The sequence below is a fragment of the Microvirga sp. jy35 genome (assembly GCF_056148915.1).
In genome coordinates this window covers 28,238-51,872 of the sequence record NZ_JBWBEW010000002.1, presented here as the reverse complement: position 1 = coordinate 51,872, position 23,635 = coordinate 28,238, and the positions used below count along the sequence as shown (strand labels likewise).

Genomic DNA, 23,635 nt, shown 5'->3' with positions numbered 1-23,635 from the left:
TTGATTTGAGACGTCGTGTTTATGGATTCCGGGCTCCGCTGCGCGGCCCCGGAATGACAGTGTTGGGGATGTTACTTGTTCGTCCGGCCCATCCGGCCTGGATCGACGCCGCCTTCGCGGTTGGTCTGGTTCTCCACGTCGCCCTGGAAGGTCGAACCGCCGTCGAGATCGCGCGGGTCTTCGCCGGCCATGGTGGAGCCTTTCGACCGGCCGATGCCTGGATCGACTTCGAGATCGCTGCGGGGACGGTCCTGAGGTTGGATCTTGGGGTGCTTGCCCGTCATGGAAGGCCTCCATTGTTCTCGAGGACCGGGTCGACGGCAGGGGCGAAGCGTCGTTCCGCCTTGCGGCCGCTATGCCGGGGAAGCTTGCACTTGACAAAAAGCCTTAAAAAACCACAGGTCGCGGTCGCAACGTCGTATCCCATCGGCTCTTTCCCGAGTTCCTCATGTCCAAGACCGTGTCTCCGCTCGCGCCCACGTCGTTTCCGACGCTTCCCTCCCTCGAGGGCGTCAGGATCGCCACCGCGGAGGCCGGCATCCGATACAAGAACCGTACGGACGTGCTCTATGTGACGCTGCCGAAGGACACGGCCGTGGCAGGCGTCTTCACCCGCTCCAAGTGCCCGTCCGCCCCGGTTGATTGGTGCCGCAAAAACCTGACGAAGGGCACGGCGCGGGCCCTGGTGGTGAACTCGGGCAATGCCAACGCCTTCACCGGCAAGAGGGGCGCGGAAGCGGTGAAGCTGACCGCCGACATCGCCGCCGAGGCCGCAGGCTGCCGCGCCTCCCAGGTGTTCATCGCCTCCACCGGCGTCATCGGCGAGCCCCTCGACGCCGCCAAGTTCGAAGGCGTGCTCGCGGCCTGCGAGAAGAAGGCCAGGCCCACCGGCTGGACCGATGCGGCCAAGGCCATCATGACCACCGACACCTTTCCGAAGGTGGCGACCCGCACGGCCAAAATCGGCGGCGTCGACGTGACGATCAACGGCATCGCCAAGGGTGCCGGCATGATCGCCCCCGACATGGCGACCATGCTCTCCTTCATCTTCACGGATGCGCCCATCGCCGCCTCCACGCTCCAGGCGCTGCTGAAGAAGGGTGCCGACAAGAGCTTCAACTGCGTGACGGTGGACAGCGACACCTCCACCTCGGACACGCTCCTGTTCTTCGCCACCGGCACCGCCGCCGCCAAAGGCGCGCCAGCGATCTCGCTGCCGAGCGACCGGCGCCTCAAGGAGTTCCGTGCGGCGCTTGAGGGCCTCCTGTGCGATCTGGCCCAGCAGGTCGCCCGCGACGGCGAGGGCGCGCGCAAGTTCGTGACCGTGAAGGTGACCGGCGCAACGGGCGCAACGTCAGCCAAACGCATCGCCATGGCGATCGCCAATTCGCCCCTGGTGAAGACCGCAGTGGCCGGCGAGGACGCCAATTGGGGCCGCGTGGTCATGGCCGTCGGCAAAGCCGGCGAGCCCGCCGAGCGGGACAAGCTGGCGATCTGGTTCGGCGATATCCGGGTCGCCGCAAAGGGTGCCCGGGATCCGGACTACGACGAGGCCAGGACCTCCGCCTACATGAAGGGCGACGAGATCACGATCCGGGTGGATCTCGGGCTCGGCCGCGGCGAGGCCACTGCGTGGACCTGCGACCTCACCAAGGCCTATGTGGAGATCAACGGCGACTACCGGAGCTGACCGGGTTCCCGATCCTGCGCTCCGCGAGGGAGATCAGTGGGGTTGCCCTGTGGCGCTGCCGCCGACGGCATCTCCACCTCTGGCGTTGCATCCCATCGCGTCTCCGCCGCGAGCATCGCCTCCTCGCGCGTTGACGCCGACCCCATTCTGTCCTTTGGCATCGGCGCCCCTGATGAGGGCCGGCTCGCAGTTCGACTGGCCGGATTCGGCTCGCCCAGCGACAGCGCTGCCGCCTTTGGCGTCTCCCCCGCGGGCCGTGCCTCCGAGTGCATCGCCCCCGCGAGCGGCACCGCCCGTTGCCGATCCACCATGCGATCGGCCCTGGGAAACGGCAGGATCCTGCGCGAGCGCCCTGCCGTCAAAACCGGGAACGATTGCAGTTGCCAGCATCAGCCCGGCGAGAATCCTTGGGATCATGGCGAACCTCCGGCGGGCTTCGAGGATCGATGAAGGTAGCCCGGCCAAAACTCCGCAGCCGGGCTACCTCTTGTCTAACTAATCAGACGTGCGATCCGAGTTGATCACCGGGGCCCCGGTCCCACCACCACTGCCGCCGGTACCACCCCCGCCGGTTCCGCCGACGGAAGCGGTGCCGCCGGCTGCCGTTCCACTGAGGCCGCTGCCGCCCGTTGCCGTGCCGCCACCGCCGCCCGTGACAGTGCCGCTACCGCCAACGGCGCTTCCGCTCAGGGCAGAGCCGCCGATGGCCTCGCCACCCGCATCACCACCCACGCTGGCACCTCCGCCCGTAGCGTTGCCGCTCGTGGCATTCCCGCCCGTGGCGGTGCCGCCGCCGGTGCCGCCATTCACGCTGCCGGCTCCCCCTGTGGCGTTGCCGCTCGTGGCATTGCCACCCGTGGCCGTTCCTCCCCCGCCGCCGTCAACGGACGCATCGCCGCCTGTGGCATCGCCGCTCGTGGCGTTGCCGCCGGTTCCGCTGCCGCCGGAACCGCCGCTGGATGTGCCGGCGCCACCGGTGGCCTCACCGCTCGTGGCACTCCCGCCGGTCGAGGTTCCGCCTCCTCCACCGCCAACCGAGGCGCTGCCGCCTGTCGCGTCGCCGCTGGTGGCGTCACCTCCTGTGGCGGACCCGCCTCCACCTGTCGCCTGCGCAAGCGCAACAGATGAGCTTCCTGCGAGAAAAGCAGTAATCAAGGCATATCTTGCGATCTTCGGAAAGTTCATGATTTCTCTCCTTCAGGCCAAAACCATAGGAATTCCGATGGCCCATAGCTTTCGGATGTGAAAATAACCCCGTTATTTGAAGATATCCCGCATTTAGGGAAGTATTGGACGGCGAATACTGGCCCGTCTGTCGCGAAAACTAACGTAAGATGACTTTGTTCACAATAAATATATGAAAAATATTACTGCCAAGATCGGCAAATTCCGATCCCCCGCTGCCCAAGCTTGGCGTTTCCCCTCAACCAGCATCTTCGAAGGGGGTAGTAATCAAGGTCTACGGATATCCGGCATAGCTTCTGGCCCTGCTGCTGAGACCCACTTAAAGTGGCTGAGTTCTGATCCGGGAGGCTCGCGATGCTGGCAGCACCACTGTCGAAACCCTGCATTGCCGCTGTCTGCACCTTGGGTTCTCTCCTGTCCGCCTGCAATTCGATGACAGTTCGTGAGACCGTTCTGTCCACGAACCAGCGCGTCGCCATGGTGTCCAATCCGGGAGACGGGGTGACCCCGCCAACCAACGTGGTTCTGTTTGAAGATCGTCCCGGCCGCTACACGCCGGTTGCAGCGGGTTTCGCACAGGCTCCCGTGACGGCTTTCCTCAACGGAGCAGGTGCGGGCATCGCCCTGGGGATCGGCACGCACGGAACGCGCACCAGGGTGAATGTGCAAGGCACATCGTCCGCCCGATCCACCGGCGGCACGGCCACAGGCGGGACTGGAACGGGCGGCTCCGTGACCCTGCCCTGAAAATCCATCCCTATAGGACAAAGGCTTCTCCACAGCGGCATGGAGCTGCGCGTTCGACTCTCGCTGCAGGCCAGTCGGCAATCCCGCAGATGGGGCCTGATCTTTTTCGATGATCGTGTCGCAGGAAGCCGCCGGACCTGCGCCGTAGCGCGCACGAGATTCAGTTCGCCCCGACCGGGAAAACAGGCTAAGAACCGGCCCCGACCCTTCACGCCATGCGCCCAAGCGGATCTCCGACGTGCCCCCTCTCAAGCTCACCCTCGTCGTTGCCGTCGCGTTGATCGACGCGGACAACCGCATCCTTCTGGCGCAGCGGCCGGAGGGGAAGCAGCTGGCGGGCCTGTGGGAGTTTCCCGGCGGCAAGGTCGAGCCGGGGGAGCGGCCGGAGGAAACGCTGATCCGCGAGTTGCGAGAGGAGCTCGGGATCACCGTGAAGGAGCCCTGCCTCGCGCCGCTGACCTTCGCGAGCCATCCTTACGAGACCTTCCACCTGCTCATGCCGCTCTATGTCTGCCGCCGCTGGGAGGGCTTCGTGCAGCCGCTGGAGGGACAGGGGCTGAAATGGGTCAAGCCGCAGGATCTGCGCTCCTACCCCATGCCGCCGGCCGATGAGCCGCTGATCCCCTTCCTGGTCGATCTCCTGGTCTGAGATCGCGCATGTCCTCCGCACAAGGGCAAGCCGCCGCGCTTCCCGCAGCCCCGACCCCGGTCTTCCTGGCCACGAACCTCCTCGTCTGCTCGATGCTGTGGTCGACCTCCTTCCTGTTCATCAAGCTGAGCGGAGACATAAACCCCTTCGTGCTGGCTGCCATGCGCGGCCTCATAGGGGCGTCCGTCCTTGGCCTGTGGTTTGCCGTGCAGGCCAAGAGCATCCGCCCCGACAACGGCCAGTGGCACCATTGGGTGGTTCTCGGCGCCCTCAACGGCTGGATCCCGAACGTGCTCGTGGCTCATGCGCTGACCCAGATCGGAACCGCTCCGGCGGCCATGATCCAGGCCTCCGGCCCGCTCATCGTCGCGGTTCTGTCGCACCTGCTCTTCGTGGACGAGCGGCTGACCTTGCGGCGCTTCGCAGGCGTCCTCGTCGGCCTTGCGGGCATGGGCATTCTCATCGGACCTGCGGCCCTGCCGAACAGCGGCATCAGTCCCTGGGGGGTGCTGACCATGGTGGCGACCGCCCTCAGCTACGCCAGCGCGAACCTCTATGTCCGGTCGATCAGGCATGCGGACCCGTCCCGTCTCGCTCTCGGTCAGCAGATCTGCTCCGCCATTCCGGCAACGGCGCTGGCGCTCGTCGTCGCAGGCCCTTCAGCCTTCGCAGCCGTGCCGGACAGCGCGGCTTCGCTGCTGGCGCTCGGCATCGTCTCGACCGCCCTGCCGATCCTGCTGTTCATGCGCCTCATCCGCCGCGCCGGCCCCACACGAGCCTCGATGGTCGGGTATCTCCAGCCGGTCTGGACGGCGGTCCTCGCCGTCCTTTTCCTCAACGAGACAATCGGATTGCGCGAGTTCATCGGCGGCGCCGTAGTGCTGTCGGGCGTCGCCATCGTGTCGTTGAGCGGACGGATCAGACCAGCTCGCTGAGCATGGCCCGCGTTTCAGGCGGGATCTCCACCGGCTTCTGGGTTTCACGATCCACATAGACGTGGACGAAATGTCCCTGGGCCGCCGCCGCTTGAGCCCCTTGCTTGAAGATGCCGATCCGATAACGCACCGATGAGCGCCCGAGATGCGCCACCGCAATGCCGGCCTCCAGCGCGTCGGGAAAGGCGACGCTCTCGAAATAGGTGCAGCCCGACTCGACCACGAGGCCGACAACGGGGCTCTCGGTGATGGCGAGAAGCCCCTTCTCGACGAGCCAGCCGTTCACGGCCGAGTCGAAATACGAGTAGTAATGCACGTTGTTCACGTGCCCGTAGGCATCGTTGTCCATCCAGCGGGTGGCGATGGGACGAAACAGCCGGAAGGCCGAGCGGCCGGGGCGCGAGGGACGTTCCGTCATGGTGCGTCTCACCAGGCCGCTTCGTAGATCGCGCGCGCATCGTCCAGCGTGAGCGGTCGCGGGTTGTTCACCAGAAGGCGGGTCTGCTTCATGGCATCCTCGGCCATCATCGGCACGGCCTCCTGCGGGATGCCCACATCGCGCAGGCGCGGCTGCAAGCCTACTTTCGTGCAGAGGGAGGCCAGCGCCTCGACGAAGGCCGATCCGGTCGCGCGGCCTTCGAGCTCCGGGAAGGCATGAGGGGCGAGCTCCGCGTAGGATTGCTCGCAGGCGCCCGCGTTGAAGCGCAGCACATGCGGCAGCACGAGGGCATTGGAGAGCCCGTGCGGAATGCCGAAATGCCCGCCGATGGGATAGGCCAGCGCATGCACGGCCGCCACCGGCGAATTGGCGAAGGCCTGGCCCGCCAGCATGGAGCCCAGCAGCATGGCGGAGCGCGCCTCCACATCCTGGCCCTGATGCACGGCGCGCTCGATGTTGCGGCCAAGCAGGCGCAGGGCCTCCTTGGCGAGCGCCTGCGAGACCGGATTGTTGTTGGCGCTCGTCGAGGTATAAGCCTCGATGGCGTGAACCATCGCGTCGATGCCGGTGGCTGCCGTTACATGGGGCGGCAGGTTGAGGGTGAGGTCGGGGTCGAGCAGCGCAATGTCCGGGATGATGAGGGGCGAGACGACGCCCTTCTTCTCATGCGCCCCGGTGGTGACGATGGAGATCGGCGTCACCTCGGATCCCGTGCCCGCCGTGGTGGGGATGGCGAGCAGCGGCAGACGCGGTCCTTTCGCGGCTCCCACGCCGTAGATGTCGGCAAGAGCCTCGCCGCTGGCAGCCAGCAGCGCCACGAGCTTCGCCACGTCGATGGAGGAGCCGCCGCCGAAGCCGATCACGGCCCTGGCATCGAAGGCCTTTGCCTTTTCAACGGCAGCCAGCACCACGTCTTCCGGCGGATCGGCCACGACCGCATCGAACACATCGACGGCAATTCCGGCCTGTTCCAGGGCGTGCAGGGCCGGCGCAATGAGCCCGGCCTTCACCAGCCCTGCATCGGTGACCAGCGCCACCCGGGGCCCGAGGCGATGGGCGACGATTTCCCCTAAGCGCGCGATGCTGCCGGAGCCGAAGACGAGAGACGGAGCGGTGTTGAAGATGAACGGCGACATGGATGCTTCCCGAGATGGGATTTATGTGCGCCGAAGATGCCTTGTGCCTGCCGAGGCAGCAACCCGGATCCCTTACGCCCTTAGGAGAACGCCCTAGTCCGTGAACTCCTCGATGGCGTCCACCTTGTTCGGATAGAAGGCGAGATGCTCCTTGATGGTGGCGACCGAGGGGAACGGCTGCTCATAGCTCCAGGCCGCATTCTCCCGCACGAGCCCGCCTCCGTTGACGGTGAAATAGGAGGCCTCGCCCTTGTAGGGGCAATGGGTGTGGTGATCGGTCGAGTCCAGGAGGTCCATGTGCACATCCTCGCGGGGGATGTACTGCACCGGCGGGTAATTCGCCTCCTGCAGGGTGAGCGCCTGCGTGGTCTCCGCGACGATGAAGCCGCCGAGCATGACCCGGATGCGGTTCGGGTTTTTCGTAACGGTGATCGGGTGATCCGGGCCGGGCTCCTTCATGGCGCTTCCTTCTCCAAGACAGGCTCTCTGGAGAATGAAGATAGGGCAACCTGGTTGCACCCCAAGGCGCAAGCGGGCCGGCTACTCCTTCTCAGGCTTCGGCACGCCCTCCTTCACGCCCAAGGCATCGGCCAGCCGCACCTTGGCGGAGCCGGGGCGCAGGGGCTTCTGCTGGCTTTCATGAGGCGTCCAGCCTAAGACCCAGACGATCTCGAAGGTCGCGGGAATCCGCCCATCGGGCTCGCCGAAGCGCTCGGCATAGATCTCGGCCGCACGCATCAGGGTGGCGCGCCGCAGCGGGGTCCTGCGACGGTCGTTCAGCGCGTTGGTCAGCCCCATGAGGCGCAGGTCGCGCATGAGCGCGAAGGCATCGGCATAACGCACCCGGACCATGTCGGAGTCCGTCACCGGCAGGGCAAACCCCGCACGCTGAAGCAGGCCGCCGATGTCGCGCAGGTCGGCAAACGGAGCCACCCGGGGGCTGACGCCGCCCTCCACCTCCGATTCGGCCTGCGTCAGGGACTGGCGCAGCTCGGTGAGGGTGTTTCCGCCGAGCAGCGCGCCGACGAAGAGACCGTCGGGCTTGAGGGCGCGCCGGATCTGAATGAGGGAGCCCGGCAGATCGTTCACGGAATGGAGGGACAGGAGCGATACGGCGAGATCGAAGCGCTCGCCCGAGAACGGCAGCCGCTCCTCGTCGCCCAGGATGCCCCCCGGCTCCTGCACCGGCGAGAGGCGGATCACCGTCCTGACGCGCCCGCTCCGGCGCAGGGCTTCCGCCGCGGCCGGGGTGGGGGTGCCCACGTCGAGCGCGAGCGGGAACTCCCGCAACACGGTCGAGAGCCGGTCCTCCAGGTCTTCGACGGCGCGAACCAGGAGGAAGTCGGCATAGCCCTGGTGCAGCGCGCGCGACAGGCGGCGGCGGACGAGGGAACGGTCGAAGACGAGGGGCGTGCTCATGAGGCGCTGGATATGGCGTGTGCCGAGCGAAGGTCCAAGGAGTTTTTAGGAACTCGCGCTTGTCATCCCCGGTGCACGAAGTGCGGGAAGGGGATCCACCTGCACGTTCAGCACTATGGATTCCCTTCCCCTCCGCTGACGCGTCCTCCCGGGAATGACACCCGCCCCGTCATGGCCGGCACAAGGCCATGACGGGGCGGAGGCGCCGGAAAGGTTTCACCCGTCAGACCACTCCATTCCCACCCCTCTCTGGAAGAGACAAGGAAAACGCATTGTCGCCCTCCGAACCTTCATCGGCTAAGCTTCCCGCATGAGCGAGCCCAGCAAGGTCCAATCAGTTCCGCTGCCCGCCCGCCTCCGTCAGGGAGCGCGGGAGGCTGGGCGTGCGGCCCTGGGTCTCCTCTACCCGCCGACCTGCATCGCCTGCCAGGCGGCGACGGGAGAGCCTCACACCCTCTGCGCCTCCTGCTGGTCGGGCGTTCGCTTCATCGAGCGTCCCTATTGCGAGCGGCTCGGAACGCCGTTTGCCGTCGATCTCGGCCAGCCGCTGCTCTCGCCGGCCGCCATCGCCGACCCGCCCGTGTTTCAGCGCGCCAGGGCCGTCGCCGAGTATGACGGCACCGCAAGCCTTTTGATCCACCGTCTGAAATACAACGACCGGCTGGAACTCGCCCGGGCGCTCGGCGGGATGATGACCAGGGCGGGGACGGAACTCCTGGCGGACGCCGACGTGATCGTTCCGGTGCCCCTTCACCGCTGGCGCCTCTGGTGGCGGCGCTTCAATCAGGCGATGGCGCTGGCAAAAGCGGTTTCGGTCGGGAGCGGCATCCCCTGCGATCCGTTCCTGCTCGCCCGCATCAAGCGTACCCGGCGGCAGGTGGGGCTCACCAAGGCGCAGCGACAGGAGAACCTGCAGGGTGCCTTCCGGGTGCCCCCGGAGGCCAAGGCGCGGCTGCAGGGCAGGCGGGTGCTCCTCGTCGACGACGTGCTGACCACCGGCTCCACGGCCAACGCCGCCTCCAGGGCGCTCCTGCGCGGCGGTGCGGCGTCCGTGGACGTTCTGGCCTTCGCCCGGGTGGTGAAGGAGTTGTGACGGAGGCGCAAAGCTTCCTATATCCTCCCGACCACAGGAGATCTTCCGACTATGCCTGCCATTACGATCTACACGAAGAGCTGGTGCCCCTATTGCTCGGCCGCCAAGAAGCTTCTCGCCGAGAAGGGCGCCGAATTCACCGAGATCGACATCGAGAAGAAGCCCGAAGCCAGGGCCGAGATGATCCAGAAGGCCAAGGGCCGCTCGACCGTGCCGCAGATCTTCATCGGCGAAAAGCATGTCGGCGGCTGCGACGACCTGTACGAGCTTGATGACAGGGGCCAGCTTGAGAGACTACTTGCTGTCTGAATCAAAGCCGCGTGATGCAGCAAAGTCACACGCGGCTTTGCTGTAGGGCATATCGAACTCATTGGCTTGCATGGGGTTATAACATGTATGAAGATTTGTGCCTTGGTATTCCAGGGACAAACATGCGCACACTGAATTACATTTTTTGCTCGGCACGCTGCTTGTAGCAGGCTGCAACACTACCGGTTCGGCTCCAGGCAACACAAAGGTCGTCCTGAACGGCAAGCCTCTTAAGGTTGATACGTTTGGCTCCCTCAATCCGGAGTGTGTTTCCACAGGATCGACAAGCATCCGGGTCCTGGAACAACCCAAGCACGGCCAAGTCCAGATCAAAGAGGCTATAGATTTTCCCACTTATCCGAAGGAGAACATTCGCTTTCATTGCAATGCCAAGCGTGCGCCAGCGACCCAGGTCTTCTATACTCCCTCGTCTGGCTACAAAGGCCCCGATACATTCCAAGTTGAAGCGATCTTTCCAAACGGCTCAACCCGAATAGCCCGCTACTCACTGGATGTGCGCTAGGCGCGAGACCTCGTGCTGGGTGAAGCATCCTGACGCTGGACAGGTCAGTCTTTTAAGGCCTTATTACAGGCCTGACGGAGACTAGCTTCATGACCCCAGCCCGCTTCACCGCCGCCTGCATCCAGATGCGTTCCGGGCGCGACGTCCTCACGAACCGCGACGCAGCGGTCGCCCTCGTGCGCCAGGCGGCCGACCAGGGCGCGCATTTCGCCCAGACGCCGGAGATGACCTCCCTGGTCTGCCGCGACCGCGGCGAACTCTTTGACAAGGTCGGACCGGAGGCGCAGGACCCGGTATTGGCAGCTCTGCGCGACGTCGCGCGGGAGCGGGGAATCGTGATCCAGATCGGCTCGATTGCCGTGAAGGAGGGCGACAAGGTCGCCAACCGGGCGTTCCTGATCGATGCGAGCGGCGAAGTGGTGGCCTCCTACGACAAGATCCACCTCTACGACGTCGACCTGCCCAACGGCGAGAGCTGGCGCGAATCGGCCACCTATACGGGCGGTGCCTGGGCCGTGGCCGCCGAGACCCCCTGGGGTTATCTCGGCATGACCATCTGCTACGACGTGCGCTTTGCCGCCCTCTACAAGGCTCTGGCCGAGAACGGCGCCTCCTTCCTGTCGGCGCCGGCTGCCTTCACCAGGCAGACGGGCGAGGCGCACTGGCACGTGCTGCACCGGGCCCGCGCCATCGAGACCGGATCCTTCATGATCTCCGCCGCTCAAGGCGGTCTGCACGAGGACGGGCGCGAGACCTACGGCCATTCCCTGATCATCGATCCCTGGGGCCGGGTGCTGGCGGAAGGCGGTACGGAGCCCGGCGTGTTCCTGGCCGAGATCGACACGGCCCTCGTGGCCGAGGTGCGCGGGCGCATCCCGACCCTCAAGAATGCCCGTCCCTTCAAGGTCGAGGTCGTTCCCACCATCGCGACGGATCGGGCGGCCACCGCCTGATCCCCTTCCCTTTCCGCACCTGAATCCTTACGTCTCGCAAGGACATGATCAAGTACGCCCTGGCCTGCGAGCAGGCCCACGAGTTCGAGAGCTGGTTTCCCTCAAGCGACGCGTTCGAGACGCAGCGCAAGCGCGGTTTCGTGACCTGCCCGTTCTGCGACTCCGCAAAGGTCGAGAAGCAGATCATGGCGCCCTCCGTGGCGCGCACGGACAAGGCGGCGCCTGCCCTTGCGCCCGAGCCTCAGCCGGTTGCGGTTCTCTCGGAGCGCGAGCGCGAGCTGCGCGCAGCTTTGCGAGCACTGCGCGAGCACGTGATGAAGAGTGCCGAGAACGTGGGCAAGGACTTCGTCGAGGAGGCCCGCAAGATGCATTACGGCGAGGCGGAGGAGCGCTCGATCTATGGCGAGGCGGACCTCGCCGAAGCGCGAGCACTCCTGGAGGAAGGCATCGACGTGCTGCCCCTGCCGGTCGTGCCTGACGACAGGAATTAGGAGCGGTGCTCCACCGATCCCGCCAGTTGAAGAGACAGGCTACTTCTTCGGCGTGATCACCTCGATGCCGAGCTGCGTCTCATTTCTGAACGCCCAGACGCTCTTGTAGCCGCCCTTGTTCTCGTCGTCCTCAACGAGAAGCGCCGTTCCGCTGGCGCCTTTGCTGGTGAAGCTCGCAGCAAGGATGCGCTCGTCGCCGATGGCGAAACCATCATACCGCTCGCCGGCAATGTTCCAGGTGAGCTTGAACGTGTCCTTGCTCGTCTGGACGATGGTCAGCGTTCCCGTGTAGTCGCTGTCCGGCTCGCCGTTGTTGCCCTTGACCGTATAGACGCCCGGCCCTCCGGCCAGTGCCGGAACGCTCATGGTCATGGCAAGGCCCGTCAGGACCAGCCCGAAAATCTTAGACTTGATCATCTGTTTTCCCCTTAACGATCTTCGGTCTCAACGGCGATAGGTGAATGTCGAAATCGAGCAGACATCGACCGAGCGTCTCACGTGGGAGCTTCCGTCGGTGAAGACTGCCTTGAAGTCGAACTTGCACGCACCGGTGCCGTCGTCGATGTCGATGTCGAACACCTGTCCGGCAACCAGGGTATCCGAACCGAGGATGTCTTCCTCCCAATCGTCCGTGCCGGTCGCGGACGCGTAGAACTCGGACATGGTCATTCCGGTATCGTTGACGATGTCGACATGCCGATTGGCAGCAGACGCTGCGCTGAAAGCGGACACGGCTACGAAGCCGGCCGCGGCTAGAGTGGTGATGATCTTCAAGATCTGCCCCTTGAGGTAGCAATGGTGACAGGATAGCCCTGCGTGAGTGCACCTCAGTTACAGCGAGCCTAGCTGTTGGGGACTTTTATTGTCTCGGTTTGGCCAGATGCAGAACAGAAATAGCATAGCTTACGTTAAGGAAGCATTGTCCGGCGGATGGGCCACAGCGGTCATTCATCGTCGGACTGAACTCTGCTCCAGGGTCGACGTTTCAGTTTTCGAACTCCACTTCATCAATGACCGATAGCAGGGGCTCATTTGGCGGTTTTCTTCACCAGCGACACCCATTTCGGCGACCCGCGGGTGCTGCGCATCGACAAGCGGCCGTTCAAGACGATCCCCGAGCATGACGAGGGGCTCATTGCCAACTGGAACGCGACCGTCTCCCCCGAGGACGACGTCTGGCATCTGGGCGACTTCGCCCTGCATGTTCGCCCGGAGAGGATCGACGAGCTGCTTGGCGTGCTCCATGGCCGCAAGCACCTGATCATCGGCAACAACGATGGCGCTGCCACTCTTGCGGCCAAAGGCTGGGAGAGCGTGCAGGCTTACGCGGAACTCGTGCACGACGGGCATGCGGTCGTGATGTGCCACTACGCCTTCCGCACCTGGAAGAACATGGGGCGCGGCTGGATCGACCTGCACGGCCACTCCCACGGCAAGCTGAAGCCCCAGACCCGGCAATACGATGTGGGCGTGGACGCCTGGGACTTCCGGCCGGTTACCCTCGAGACCGTGCTCGGCACAAGGCGCAGGCGCGTGGCGGCCGAGAGGGTTTGATCCAGCAGAGTTGCTCCTGGTTTTGTTATTGGACCGGATCGTCTGCGGACGCTTTATCCGAACCATTCGCCCCAGGGCCGGTTGGGGTAGAAAGGAGTCACGAATGGATCTGCCGAAGAGCGACTTGAGGCCCACGCGACGCATCTCGCTGATGCGCAGGTTCTTCGACAGCGAGGCCTCCGGCGGCATGATCCTCATGGGCGTGACGGTGGTCGCCCTCGCGATCGCCAACTCGCCTCTAGCCGATGCCTATTTCGGCCTGCTCAAGACCTATGTCCTGGGCCTGAACGTCCTGCACTGGATCAACGACGCGCTCATGGCCGTGTTCTTCCTGCTGGTGGGGCTCGAGATCAAGCGCGAGATGCTGGACGGGCAGCTTTCCACCTGGCCGCGCCGCATGCTGCCCGGCATCGCGGCCTTCGGCGGCATGGTGGTGCCGGCGCTCGTCTATCTCGCCATCACCTGGAACGAGCCGCATCTCCGCAACGGCTGGGCGATCCCGGCCGCCACCGACATCGCCTTTGCGCTCGGCGTCCTGGCGATCCTCGGCTCGAAGGTGCCGACGTCCCTCAAGATCTTCCTGACGGCGCTGGCAATCCTCGACGATCTCGGCGCGATCATCATCATCGCCCTGTTCTACACGAGCGACTTGTCCCTGGCGATGCTCGGCGCGGCCGGTCTCTGCCTCGTCGCGCTGGTGGCCTTCAACCGCTTCGGAATCATGTCGCTTCTGCCCTATCTTGCCGTGGGCGCGCTGCTCTGGTTCTTCGTCCTGAAATCGGGCATTCATGCCACCCTGGCAGGCGTGGCCCTTGCCCTCACCATCCCGCTCCAGCCCGATCCGAAGAAGACACGTGCCGAGGATGCGCCCCTCCACCGGCTCGAACACGCCCTGCACAAGCCTGTCGCCTATGCGATCATCCCGATCTTCGGCCTCGCCAATGCAGGCGTGTCACTGTCCGGGCTGTCCTTCGATGCTGTCCTCAGTCCCCTCCCCCTCGGCATCGCCCTTGGCCTCTTCATCGGCAAGCAGGTAGGCGTCTACGCGTTCACGGAGCTGGCGATCAGGCTCAACCTCGCCGATGTCCCGGCCGGCGCGACGCGGGCTCAATGCTACGGCGTCGCCCTGCTGTGCGGCATCGGTTTCACCATGAGCCTCTTCATCGGGGCGCTCGCCTTCCCGGGCCAGCCGGAGCTGGGGGATGCCACCAAGATCGGCGTGCTCATGGGCTCGGTTCTGTCGGCGCTGGCCGGTTATCTGGTGCTCAGCGTCGCCCCACGGGAGCAGCCGCTCCAGCCTTCGAGGCCAGCAGCATATAGTTGACGGCCGTGTCGCGGGACAGGGACCAGCTGTCCCTCAAGGGGTTGTAGGCGACGCCCTTGAGGTCATCGACCCTGAAGCCCGCCGCCTCGATGGCGCCGGTCAGCTCCTCGGGGGTGACGAACCTGTCCCATTCGTGGGTCCCCTTGGGCAGCCATCCCAGGATGTACTCGGCCCCCACGATGGCGGACGCGAAGGAGCGCAGGGTCCGGTTGATCGTCGCCATGGCGAGACAGCCGCCCGGCTTCACGGCCTGGGTGCAGGCGGTCACGAAAGCCTGCCGGTCGGCCACGTGCTCCACCACCTCCATGGCGAGCACCATGTGGAAGGTCTCACCCCTGGCGACCACCGCCTCCACCGTCTCGTTGCGGTAATCGACCGACACCCCGGCACGCTCCGCATGGAGCCGGGCGACGGAGATGTTCGTGGGGGCGGGATCAAGCCCCGTCACTGCTGCTCCCAGGCGCGCGAGCGGCTCGGAGAGCACGCCGCCGCCGCAGCCCACGTCCAGAATGGTCAGCCCTTCAAGCGAGCGGGCCGAGCGCGGGTCGCGTCCGAAGCGGCGGCAGGCCTCGTCGCGGATATAGGCCAAGCGCACCGGATTGAACTTGTGCAGGACCTTCATGGGCCCTTTCGGGTCCCACCAGGTCTCGGCGATCCTGTCGAAACGGGCGACCTCGGCGGGGTCGATGGTGGTGGATGCGCCGTGGGTCATTGGAGCCGGATTCCTTAGGACAAAGAATTGATTCCCGCGCGTTGACAGGGCGCGGCCCTACCGTCATGTATACGCGCCTTTCGCGCCGCGAAGGGCAAAATCTTTCCTGAACCCTTAACGGCCTTCCTCGACCATGCCCCGTCTCGTCATGAAGTTCGGCGGAACATCCGTCGCCACCGTAGAGCGCATCCGCAACGTGGCCCGGCATGTGAAACGCGAGGTCGAGGCCGGCTACGACGTGGCCGTGGTGGTGTCCGCCATGGCAGGCAAGACCAACGAGCTCGTCGGCTGGGTCAAGGAGGCCTCCGCCCTCTACGACTCTAAGGAATACGACGTGGTCGTCGCCTCCGGCGAGCAGGTGACCTCCGGCCTCCTGGCGCTCGCCTTGCAGGAGATGGGCCTCAAGGCCCGCTCCTGGCAGGGCTGGCAGATCCCGATCATGACCTCGGACGCCCATGGCTCGGCGCGGATCGCCGCCATCGACGGCACCGGGATCATCAAGGGCTTCACGGACAACAAGGAAGTTGCCGTCGTGTCCGGCTTCCAGGGCATGCACCAGCCCACGGGCCGCGTCACGACGCTCGGCCGCGGGGGCTCGGATACGAGCGCCGTGGCGCTCGCCGCCGCCATTCAGGCCGAGCGCTGCGACATCTACACGGATGTCGACGGGGTCTACACCACCGATCCGCGCATCGTGCCCAAGGCCCGGCGCCTGGACAGGGTTTCTTACGAGGAAATGCTGGAAATGGCCTCGCTGGGGGCCAAGGTGCTCCAAGTGCGTTCGGTTGAGCTCGCCATGATGCACCGCGTTCCCACCTATGTGCGCTCCAGCTTCGACGATCCCGCCGACCCCAAGCTCGGCACCCTCATCTGCGACGAGGAAGACATCATGGAACAGCAGATTGTCACGGGCATCGCCTATTCGCGCGACGAAGCCCAGATCACGCTGCGGGACATTGCCGACAAGCCGGGCATCGCCGCCTCGATCTTCGTGCCCCTGGCCGAGGCCAACATCAACGTGGACATGATCATCCAGGTCGTGTCCGACAACGCGGCCACCACGGACCTGACCTTCACGGTGCCCACCGCCGATTACGAGCGGGCCTGCGCGATCCTGAACGCCCACAAGGACGAGATCCGGTTCCAGGATCTCCAGGGCGCAACGGACGTGGTGAAGGTCTCGGCCATCGGCGTCGGCATGCGCAGCCATGCGGGCGTGGCCGCCCGGGCCTTCAAGGCCCTGGCCGACAAGGGCATCAACATCCGGGCGATCACCACCTCCGAGATCAAATTCTCGGTCCTGATCGAATCGGCCTATACGGAGCTTGCGGTTCGCACGCTCCACTCGCTATACGGCCTTGATCAAGCCTGATTGACGAGGGAACTGTCGGGCTGCGACACTCGTAATAGGTAGCCGCCGGCCCGCCCTGCCGGCCCTCATAGGACGGGAACAGAGAAGCTCATGCCAAGCGCTCCCGGCGGTCCGCGCCTACTGCTGCGCCGCCTCCGCGAGATCATGGCGGAGCCGGTGGGGGCGCAGGACCGTCTCGACAAGATCGTCACCCAGATCGCCGCGAACATGGTGGCCGAGGTGTGCTCCGTCTACGTGATGCGCGGCGACGGCGTGCTCGAGCTCTTCGCCACCGAGGGCCTGAACCGGGAGGCCGTCCACCTTACCGTCATGCGGTCGGGCGAGGGCCTCGTCGGCCTTATCGCCTCGACGGCGGAGCCCCTGGCCCTGTCCGACGCCCAGAGCCACCCGGCCTTCTCCTACAAGCCCGAGACCGGCGAAGAGGTCTACCACGCCTTCCTGGGCGTGCCCCTGCTGCGCGCCGGCAATACCCTTGGCGTCCTCGTCGTCCAGAACCGCACCTACCGGGTCTACACCGAGGAAGAGGTCGAAGCCCTCCAGACCACCGCCATGGTGGTGGCCGAGATGCTCGCCACGGGCGAGCTGCAGGCCCTGGCCCCGGTGGAAACGGGCATTGCGCTCCGCCGCCCCGTCTACCAGAAGGGTGTTGCGCTCGCCGACGGCGTGGGCCTCGGCCACGTGGTGCTCCACGAGCCGCGGGTGGTGGTCAAGAACCTCATCGCCGAGAACATCGAGGCGGAGCTGAAGCGGCTGGATGCCGCCATCGGCGAGGTGCGCCTGTCCATCGACGAGCTCATCGAGCGCGGGGATGTGGCCCATCACGGCGAGCACCGGGAGGTGCTGGAGACCTTCCGCATGTTCGCCCACGATCAGGGCTGGCTCAGGCGCATGCGCGAGGCGGTGACGTCGGGCCTGACGGCGGAAGCGGCCGTGGAACGGGTGCAGTCCGACAACCGCGCCCGCATGCTGCGCCAGACGGATCCCTACCTGCGCGAGCGCCTGCACGACCTCGACGATCTCGCCAACCGCCTGCTCCACCGGCTCGTGGGGCGGGACTTCGTCACGGAGCGCGAGAACCTTCCCGAGAACGCGATCATCGTGGCCCGCTCCATGGGCCCGGCCGCTCTGCTCGACTATGACCGCTCGCGCCTGCGCGGCCTTGTCCTCGAAGAGGGCGGGCCCACGAGCCACATCGCCATCGTGGCCCGGGCGCTCGGCATCCCGGCTGTCGGCGAGGTCTCGAACGCGACCTCCCTCACCGAGCCGGGCGATGCCATCATCGTCGATGGTGCCGCGGGAGAGGTGCAGATCCGGCCCAATCCGGACGTCGAGGCCGCCTATGCCGAGAAGGCGCGGCTGCGCGCCCGCCGGCAGGAGCAGTATCTCAAGCTGCGGGACGTGCCCTCGGTCACCAAGGACGGCGTCGAGGTCTCCCTGCAGCTCAATGCGGGCCTCGTGGTCGACCTGCCGCATCTGGCCGAGACGGGCGCTGCGGGCGTGGGCCTGTTCCGCACCGAGCTGCAGTTCATGATCGCGGAACGCATGCCCTCGGCCTCCGAGCAGCAGGCGCTCTACAGCACGGTCTTCGCGGAAGCCGGCGACAGGCCCGTCACCTTCCGCACCCTCGACATCGGCGGCGACAAGATCCTGCCCTACATGCAGTCCGTCGAGGAGGAGAACCCAGCCTTAGGGTGGCGCGCCATCCGCATCGGCCTCGACCGTCCGGGCCTGCTGCGCGCCCAGATCCGCGCGCTGCTCAAGGCGGCTGCGGGCCGGCCCCTGAAGATCATGTTCCCCATGGTGGCGACCTGCGACGAGTTCGAACGCGCCAAGCAGTACGTGGAGCGGGAGAAGGTCCACCTGGCCAACCATGGCCATCCATTGCCGTCGGACCTGAAGCTCGGGGTCATGCTGGAGGTTCCGTCCCTCCTGTTCCAGCTCAGGGAAATCTGCGAGAGCGCCGACTTCATTTCGCTCGGCACGAACGATCTGATGCAGTTTCTCTTTGCCAGCGACCGGGAGAACCGGCGCGTGGCCGACCGCTTCGATCCCTTGAGCGCCCCCATGCTGAGGGCTCTGAGCATGGTGGCCGAGCATGCCGAGGCCTCCGGTTGCATGGCTACGGTCTGCGGCGAAGTCGGCGGACGCCCTCTCGAGGCCATGGCCCTGATCGGCCTCGGCTTCCGCTCGCTCTCCATGTCCCCGGCGGCCATCGGCCCGGTGAAGGCCATGCTGCTGGAGATGAACGTTGCGCAGGTCAGTGCCCTGATCCGCGAGGAACTGAAGAACGCCGGGGGCGGCCAAACGCTGCGGCCGAAGCTTGCCCATTTTGCGGAAACCCATGGTATTCCGGTCTGATGTCGATTGCCCCTCCCTCTGATCGCCTGAACGCTATTCTCGCCCGCCATGACATCATCACGGCGACGCTCAATGCCGGGCCCGACCCGGAGACGTTTGTTTCCCTCTCCCGCGAACTCGCCGAGCTCGACGGGGTGGTGGAGGCCATCCGCGCCTACCGGGCGATGGAGGACAATCTGCATGGCCTGCAGGCCATGCTCGATGATCCGTCAATGGATTCCGAGATGCGCTCGCTCGCCGAGGACGAGCTGCCCCAGGCCCGCGAGGACCTGGAGAAAGCCGCCCAGGACCTGCGTCTCATGCTGCTGCCCAAGGACGAGGCGGACGAGAAGAGCGCCATCCTCGAAATCCGCGCCGGCACCGGCGGCGACGAGGCCGCCCTCTTCGCAGGCGACCTCCTGCGCATGTACACCCGCTATGCGGACCTGAAGGGCTGGAAGGTCGAGATCGTCTCCGAAAGCGAGGGCACGGCGGGCGGCTACAAGGAAGTGGTGGCCGAAATCAAGGGCCGCAGCGTGTTCGCCAGGCTGAAGTTCGAGAGCGGCGTCCACCGGGTCCAGCGCGTGCCGGACACGGAGACGCAAGGGCGCATCCACACCTCGGCCGCCACCGTGGCCGTGCTGCCGGAGGCCGAGGACGTGGACATCGTTCTCAACGATGCGGATCTGAAGATCGACACCATGCGGGCCCAGGGCGCCGGCGGCCAGCACGTGAACAAGACGGAATCGGCGATCCGCATCACCCACATCCCCACCGGGATGGTGGTTTTCGTTCAGGACGAGCGCTCCCAGCACAAGAACCGCGCCAGGGCCATGGCCCTGCTTCGCGCCCGCCTCTATGACGCCGAACGCACCGCCAAGGACGCAGCCCGCGCCGCCGACCGCAAGGCGCAGGTGGGCTCGGGCGACCGGTCGGAGCGCATCCGCACCTACAACTTTCCGCAGGGGCGCGTCACCGACCACCGCATCAACCTGACCCTCTACAAGCTGGAGGAAGTGATGGCCGGCAACGCCCTCGACGAGCTGATCGACGCGCTGGTCACCGAACACCAGGCAGCCCAGCTCGCCGCTCAGGATCAGGCGGCATGAGCGAGGGCAAGATCGAGGGCAAGATCGAGGGACTGAGCCACATCACGCTCATCACCCGCGATCTTGACCGCATGAGCGCCATCATCGAAGGGGCGCTCGGCGGCCGGGAGATCTATTCGTCCGGCAGCGACACCTTCTCCCTCTCCCGCGAGAAATTCTTCGATGTGGGCGGGCTCTGGATCGCCGTGATGGAGGGCGAGAGCCTTCCCTCCCGCACCTACAACCACATCGCCTTCAAGATCCCGGCCGCCGCGATCGACGCGTACCGCCGGCGGATCGAGGCGCTGGGACTGGAGATCCGCGAATCCCGGCCCCGGGTCGAGGGCGAAGGGCATTCGCTTTATTTCTACGACGACGACAACCACCTGTTCGAGCTGCACACCGGCACCCTGGAAGAGCGACTGGAACGCTATCGGCGGGGTCCGAAGCCTTGAAGACCCGCGCCGTGGCCCTGAGGGAGCTGCGCCTGACCCTCACCGAGGCAGGGTTCGAGACCGCGGCCCTGGATGCCCGGCTGCTGCTCCTGAAAGCCCTCGCGGTTTCGGCTACGGACCTTGTCACGGACCCCAATGTGGCTCTGACACCGGAACAGGCCGAAACCGTCGCCTCCTTCACGGCCCGACGCCTGAACCATGAGCCGGTGGCCCGGATTGCCGGCGGGCGGGAATTCTGGGGCCTGCCCTTCCGCCTCTCCCCGGAGACCCTGGTGCCCCGCCCGGATACCGAGACCCTGGTCGAGACCGTGCTCGACCTGCTTCCCGACCGGCAGGCCGCGTTGAGGATGGTGGATTTCGGCACCGGATCGGGCTGCATCCTGGTTGCCCTGCTGCACGAACTGCCGCACGCCACCGGCCTTGGGGTCGACCTGTCCTTTGGCGCCCTTGTGACAGCGCGTACCAATGCGGATGACAATCGTGTCGGCAAGCGCTGCCATTTTGCCCTGTCCCGCTGGGCCGATGCGGTGTCGGGACCGTTCGACCTGATCGTTTCGAACCCGCCCTACATCGCCTCCGGGGTGCTCCCGAGTCTGGACCAGGAGGTGCGGGAGCACGATCCGAGGCTCGCCCTCGACGGGGGCCCGGACGGGCTGGAACCCTACCGAATCCTCCTGACTGAGGTGGAGCGGCTGCTGGCTCCCGGGGGGCTGCTGGCGGTGGAGATCGGGTACGACCAGGCCGAGGCCTTGTCTCGTTTGGCCAAGCTTCATGACCTTGAAATCCTGCGGATCGCACACGATCTATCAGGCAACCCACGCTGCGTCGCCATGAGGCGATTGTGATGGCCGAGTGAGGCTTTCTTGTCCCAGGGTGGGATAAAGTGGGAAATAACCCTTGTTGGACCGAGAGGAACCCGCTAGATTCAAGCGTAGAGATCGTCCTCGGTCTAAACAAATCGGCAGCCCTTCAGGGGCATGCCGGAAGACCAAACGATATCAATCGCGCAGGCAGGGGCTTTTGAACGGAACGGCCTAGCGCGATCACCTGAACCCGACACTGAAGGATGGCCAAGCCTCTTGAAGGCTGTGGCTGAACGACAGACGGTTTGCCACGCGAACGGTGGGCATTGAGCCCGTTCGTTGAATATTGGCTTGCATATCGCGTGGGCTTTAAAGAACCAGCGAGGCTCGTAGAGCGAACAATGAGACCAGGACAAAACAGGCGTATGCGCGGTCGTAACAACAACAACCGCAGTAACAACAACAAGGGTCCCAATCCCTTGACGAAGAGCTATGAGTCGAATGGACCGGATGTCAAAATCCGCGGCACGGCTCAGCATATCGCCGAGAAATACAGCCAGCTCGCCCGCGACGCGCAGTCCAGCGGCGACCCGGTGGCGGCCGAGAATTATTTCCAGCACGCCGAGCATTACTTCCGCATCATCGCGGCCGCCCAGGAGCAGCTGCGCGAGCAGTACGGCTACCAGCAGCAGCGATCCTTCGACGAGGACGGCAACGAGGAGGAAGGCTTCACCCAGGGTGAGCGCCCGAGCTTCGAGCGCGCCGGCTCCGACCGCCAGGATTTCGGCAACGGCGACGAGGGCGATTTCGGCTCCCAGCCGCAGCCCTACGAGAACCGGGCCGAGCGTCAGCCGCGCTTCGACCGGAACGATCGCCAGGACCGGGGTGACCGTCAGGATCGCGGTGATCGCCAGGATCGCGGCGACCGTCGCGAGCGCTTTCAGCCCCGCGACCGCGGCCCGCGCCAGGACTTCCAGCAACGTGACGAGCAGCCCTTCGAGGCCCGTTCGGACAACGGCGAGCGCACCGAGCGCAATGAACAGCGCCCTGCCCGCTTCGACCGCGGAGACCGCCCTGATCGTCAGGATCGCGCCGACCGTCCCGAGCGCACGGATCGTCCGGAGCGCAACGACCGCTTCGAGCGTGGCGACCGTCCGGAGCGCCGCGAGCGCTTCCAGCGCGACCGCCGCCGGGATGACGAGGTCTCCGACCAGGGCACCCTGCCGGCTTTTCTCACGAACCCGGTCCGCACGCCTGCTCCCGCGGCTGCCGAAACGGAGGCTCCGGCTCCCGCTCCGGTGATGCAGGAAGCGGCTAACGACGAGGCCGCAGCCCGTCCGCGCCGCCGCCGCCGCACCCGCCAGGAAATGATCGACGCGGCCAACGCCGAGAACCCCGGCTTCATCCCGGATCCGGTCGAGACCCCGGCCGCCGAGTAAGCGGATCAGACCTGCCACATGATAAAGGGAGAGCCTGGCTCTCCCTTTTTTGTTGCCTGAGGCGGGGGTGTTTACAGCGCCAGCTCGGCCTGTTCCCGCGCGAGGCTCTCGCCAGCCCCCAGGGTGCCGCCGTCCAGCACCTCCGCGTAGATGCCGCAGTCGAAATGACCATAGGCCTTCATCAGGCTTTTCGGGATTTCCAGGTCCCGGATGCCTGTGTCCGGGTCCACATTGGTGGCGGCGCAGCGCTCGATGCGCTTGGTGACCTTCAGGCGGGCTCCTGAGGACGCCGTCAGCACCTGGCCGACCAGGTCGAACTCCGCGAAAGGCGCAAGCCCCTCCACATGGATGTTGCCGCGAAAGCGCAGCGGATCCACAGGAGCGCCCACGACGGTCTCCAGTTCCCGCACGCTCGCGAGATTGATGAGCGAGACGAAGCCGCGCCGGGAATCGGTGAAGCGGAAGCCTTGCGGGGCGCTCAGCACCTTCGGCGGGCCGCGCAGCTCCCTCGGCATGAAGCGGCGGAAGAAGGCCTCGATGGCAAGCCGCCCCTCCGGCGTCGACAGATCCCCGCGGGCCACCTCTCGGCCGCCCTGTTCGATGAAGAGGGTCGTGATGGAATCGACGTAGCGGGTTTTCAGCCGCGCCAGGCTTTCGTTCCGCATCAGCATCAGGAACTTGATCTTGGGCTGATGCTGCGGATTGTCCGGCTCGAACCCGGCCGGGCCGTTCTCGACGGCAAACAGCCGGTCCCCGGGAAAGTAGTCCCCCTTCGCAAGGGTGACGGAGGACAGGGTCTCGGGCGAGAGGCCCTTCACCGGATAGCGCTGGAGGGAGGCGATGCGGATGGTCATGAAGCTTGGATACTGTATCAGCCGGAGGCGGGCAAGGTGGGTTGGGGCGCCGTGCCCGACTTCCCAAGCCCGATGCCTTGCGAATTCACTCATCGGTGGAGCATACCGCCCCTCCGGCGCGTTGAATA

Annotated in this window: 28 protein-coding genes; 17 read left to right on the top strand and 11 right to left on the bottom strand. The window is 65.7% G+C overall.

The window, feature by feature from the left end:
* Nucleotides 1–71: 71 nt before the first annotated feature.
* Nucleotides 72–284, bottom strand: coding sequence for a hypothetical protein (locus AC0QTX_RS01990; RefSeq protein ID WP_474602144.1), 213 nt, complete (start codon nt 282–284; stop codon nt 72–74).
* Between the two features lie 164 nt (nt 285–448).
* On the opposite strand from AC0QTX_RS01990, the gene argJ reads away from it, so the two are divergent.
* The gene (argJ, locus tag AC0QTX_RS01985) at nt 449–1,690 is read left to right on the top strand and encodes a bifunctional glutamate N-acetyltransferase/amino-acid acetyltransferase ArgJ (RefSeq protein ID WP_474602143.1); all 1,242 of its coding nucleotides are present in this window, start codon (nt 449–451) and stop codon (nt 1,688–1,690) included.
* A 33-nt stretch (nt 1,691–1,723) separates the two neighbouring features.
* Here the strand turns inward: argJ and AC0QTX_RS01980 are convergent, their stop codons facing one another.
* Entirely contained in the window at nt 1,724–2,107 is a 384-nt protein-coding gene (locus AC0QTX_RS01980) for a hypothetical protein (RefSeq protein WP_474602142.1), read from the bottom strand.
* Nucleotides 2,108–2,185: 78 nt separating this feature from the next.
* Nucleotides 2,186–2,875, bottom strand: coding sequence for a hypothetical protein (locus tag AC0QTX_RS01975; RefSeq protein WP_474602141.1), 690 nt, complete (start codon nt 2,873–2,875; stop codon nt 2,186–2,188).
* A gap of 354 nt (nt 2,876–3,229) precedes the next feature.
* Between AC0QTX_RS01975 and AC0QTX_RS01970 the strand changes: the two genes are divergently transcribed.
* From AC0QTX_RS01970 to AC0QTX_RS01960, 3 genes are all read left to right on the top strand, one after another.
* Complete coding sequence (locus AC0QTX_RS01970; RefSeq protein ID WP_474602140.1) at nt 3,230–3,622, top strand: hypothetical protein; 393 nt, start codon at nt 3,230–3,232, stop codon at nt 3,620–3,622.
* Between the two features lie 238 nt (nt 3,623–3,860).
* Entirely contained in the window at nt 3,861–4,271 is a 411-nt protein-coding gene (locus AC0QTX_RS01965; RefSeq protein WP_474602139.1) for a (deoxy)nucleoside triphosphate pyrophosphohydrolase, read from the top strand.
* A gap of 8 nt (nt 4,272–4,279) precedes the next feature.
* A complete protein-coding gene (locus AC0QTX_RS01960; RefSeq protein WP_474602138.1) occupies nt 4,280–5,206 on the top strand; it encodes a DMT family transporter in 927 nt (308 codons plus the stop codon).
* Here AC0QTX_RS01960 and AC0QTX_RS01955 read toward each other — a convergent pair.
* The 4 genes from AC0QTX_RS01955 to AC0QTX_RS01940 form a co-directional block, all read right to left on the bottom strand.
* A complete protein-coding gene (locus AC0QTX_RS01955; RefSeq protein WP_474602137.1) occupies nt 5,190–5,624 on the bottom strand; it encodes an acyl-CoA thioesterase in 435 nt (144 codons plus the stop codon). The two genes, AC0QTX_RS01960 and AC0QTX_RS01955, sit on opposite strands and share 17 nt — an antisense overlap.
* A gap of 8 nt (nt 5,625–5,632) precedes the next feature.
* Nucleotides 5,633–6,781: an iron-containing alcohol dehydrogenase gene (locus AC0QTX_RS01950; protein WP_474602136.1), complete on the bottom strand. Its 1,149-nt coding sequence runs from the start codon at nt 6,779–6,781 to the stop codon at nt 5,633–5,635.
* Nucleotides 6,782–6,874: 93 nt separating this feature from the next.
* A complete protein-coding gene (locus tag AC0QTX_RS01945) occupies nt 6,875–7,240 on the bottom strand; it encodes a DUF427 domain-containing protein (protein ID WP_474602135.1) in 366 nt (121 codons plus the stop codon).
* Between the two features lie 81 nt (nt 7,241–7,321).
* A complete protein-coding gene (locus AC0QTX_RS01940) occupies nt 7,322–8,200 on the bottom strand; it encodes a methyltransferase domain-containing protein (protein ID WP_474602134.1) in 879 nt (292 codons plus the stop codon).
* Between the two features lie 310 nt (nt 8,201–8,510).
* On the opposite strand from AC0QTX_RS01940, the gene AC0QTX_RS01935 reads away from it, so the two are divergent.
* The 5 genes from AC0QTX_RS01935 (at nt 8,511) to AC0QTX_RS01915 (ending at nt 11,569) form a co-directional block, all read left to right on the top strand.
* Nucleotides 8,511–9,293: a ComF family protein gene (locus AC0QTX_RS01935; RefSeq protein WP_474602133.1), complete on the top strand. Its 783-nt coding sequence runs from the start codon at nt 8,511–8,513 to the stop codon at nt 9,291–9,293.
* Nucleotides 9,294–9,344: 51 nt separating this feature from the next.
* Entirely contained in the window at nt 9,345–9,602 is a 258-nt protein-coding gene (grxC, locus tag AC0QTX_RS01930) for a glutaredoxin 3 (protein ID WP_474602132.1), read from the top strand.
* A 97-nt stretch (nt 9,603–9,699) separates the two neighbouring features.
* The gene (locus AC0QTX_RS01925; RefSeq protein WP_474602131.1) at nt 9,700–10,125 is read left to right on the top strand and encodes a hypothetical protein; all 426 of its coding nucleotides are present in this window, start codon (nt 9,700–9,702) and stop codon (nt 10,123–10,125) included.
* A gap of 89 nt (nt 10,126–10,214) precedes the next feature.
* On the top strand, nt 10,215–11,078 hold the full coding sequence (locus AC0QTX_RS01920; RefSeq protein ID WP_474602130.1) for a carbon-nitrogen hydrolase family protein: 864 nt from the start codon (nt 10,215–10,217) through the stop codon (nt 11,076–11,078).
* 44 nt (nt 11,079–11,122) lie between these two features.
* Nucleotides 11,123–11,569 carry a DUF1178 family protein gene (locus tag AC0QTX_RS01915; protein ID WP_474602129.1) on the top strand — a complete coding sequence of 149 codons (447 nt, stop codon included), beginning with the start codon at nt 11,123–11,125 and terminating at the stop codon, nt 11,567–11,569.
* Nucleotides 11,570–11,608: 39 nt separating this feature from the next.
* Here AC0QTX_RS01915 and AC0QTX_RS01910 read toward each other — a convergent pair whose 3' ends face one another.
* Both AC0QTX_RS01910 and AC0QTX_RS01905 read right to left on the bottom strand, forming a co-directional pair.
* On the bottom strand, nt 11,609–11,986 hold the full coding sequence (locus AC0QTX_RS01910; RefSeq protein WP_474602128.1) for a hypothetical protein: 378 nt from the start codon (nt 11,984–11,986) through the stop codon (nt 11,609–11,611).
* A gap of 27 nt (nt 11,987–12,013) precedes the next feature.
* Complete coding sequence (locus AC0QTX_RS01905) at nt 12,014–12,343, bottom strand: hypothetical protein (RefSeq protein WP_474602127.1); 330 nt, start codon at nt 12,341–12,343, stop codon at nt 12,014–12,016.
* Between the two features lie 258 nt (nt 12,344–12,601).
* Here AC0QTX_RS01905 and AC0QTX_RS01900 point away from each other — a divergent pair, with 258 nt between their 5' ends.
* Together AC0QTX_RS01900 and nhaA are read left to right on the top strand one after the other, a co-directional pair.
* Nucleotides 12,602–13,123: a metallophosphoesterase family protein gene (locus AC0QTX_RS01900; protein ID WP_474602126.1), complete on the top strand. Its 522-nt coding sequence runs from the start codon at nt 12,602–12,604 to the stop codon at nt 13,121–13,123.
* A gap of 103 nt (nt 13,124–13,226) precedes the next feature.
* Nucleotides 13,227–14,447, top strand: coding sequence for a Na+/H+ antiporter NhaA (gene nhaA, locus AC0QTX_RS01895; RefSeq protein ID WP_474602125.1), 1,221 nt, complete (start codon nt 13,227–13,229; stop codon nt 14,445–14,447).
* Here nhaA and ubiG read toward each other — a convergent pair.
* Complete coding sequence (ubiG, locus tag AC0QTX_RS01890; RefSeq protein WP_474602124.1) at nt 14,389–15,159, bottom strand: bifunctional 2-polyprenyl-6-hydroxyphenol methylase/3-demethylubiquinol 3-O-methyltransferase UbiG; 771 nt, start codon at nt 15,157–15,159, stop codon at nt 14,389–14,391. The two genes, nhaA and ubiG, sit on opposite strands and share 59 nt — an antisense overlap.
* Nucleotides 15,160–15,292: 133 nt before the next feature.
* On the opposite strand from ubiG, the gene AC0QTX_RS01885 reads away from it, so the two are divergent.
* The 6 genes from AC0QTX_RS01885 (at nt 15,293) to AC0QTX_RS01860 (ending at nt 22,653) form a co-directional block, all read left to right on the top strand.
* The gene (locus AC0QTX_RS01885) at nt 15,293–16,531 is read left to right on the top strand and encodes an aspartate kinase (protein WP_474602123.1); all 1,239 of its coding nucleotides are present in this window, start codon (nt 15,293–15,295) and stop codon (nt 16,529–16,531) included.
* A gap of 90 nt (nt 16,532–16,621) precedes the next feature.
* Nucleotides 16,622–18,889 (top strand): phosphoenolpyruvate--protein phosphotransferase, encoded by a 2,268-nt coding sequence (gene ptsP / locus AC0QTX_RS01880; RefSeq protein WP_474602122.1) that lies wholly within the window; start codon nt 16,622–16,624, stop codon nt 18,887–18,889.
* The gene (gene prfA / locus AC0QTX_RS01875) at nt 18,889–19,977 is read left to right on the top strand and encodes a peptide chain release factor 1 (protein ID WP_474602121.1); all 1,089 of its coding nucleotides are present in this window, start codon (nt 18,889–18,891) and stop codon (nt 19,975–19,977) included. Before ptsP ends, prfA begins: the two co-directional genes overlap by 1 nt.
* The gene (fosX, locus tag AC0QTX_RS01870; protein WP_474602120.1) at nt 19,974–20,411 is read left to right on the top strand and encodes a FosX/FosE/FosI family fosfomycin resistance hydrolase; all 438 of its coding nucleotides are present in this window, start codon (nt 19,974–19,976) and stop codon (nt 20,409–20,411) included. Before prfA ends, fosX begins: the two co-directional genes overlap by 4 nt.
* The gene (gene prmC / locus AC0QTX_RS01865) at nt 20,408–21,256 is read left to right on the top strand and encodes a peptide chain release factor N(5)-glutamine methyltransferase (protein WP_474602119.1); all 849 of its coding nucleotides are present in this window, start codon (nt 20,408–20,410) and stop codon (nt 21,254–21,256) included. The genes fosX and prmC overlap by 4 nt, the downstream gene beginning before the upstream one ends.
* A 383-nt stretch (nt 21,257–21,639) precedes the next feature.
* On the top strand, nt 21,640–22,653 hold the full coding sequence (locus tag AC0QTX_RS01860; protein ID WP_474602118.1) for a DUF4167 domain-containing protein: 1,014 nt from the start codon (nt 21,640–21,642) through the stop codon (nt 22,651–22,653).
* A gap of 71 nt (nt 22,654–22,724) precedes the next feature.
* On the opposite strand, the gene AC0QTX_RS01855 is transcribed toward AC0QTX_RS01860, so the two are convergent.
* Nucleotides 22,725–23,507, bottom strand: a complete 783-nt coding sequence (locus AC0QTX_RS01855) for an MOSC domain-containing protein (protein ID WP_474602117.1) — start codon at nt 23,505–23,507, stop codon at nt 22,725–22,727.
* Nucleotides 23,508–23,635: the final 128 nt, after the last annotated feature.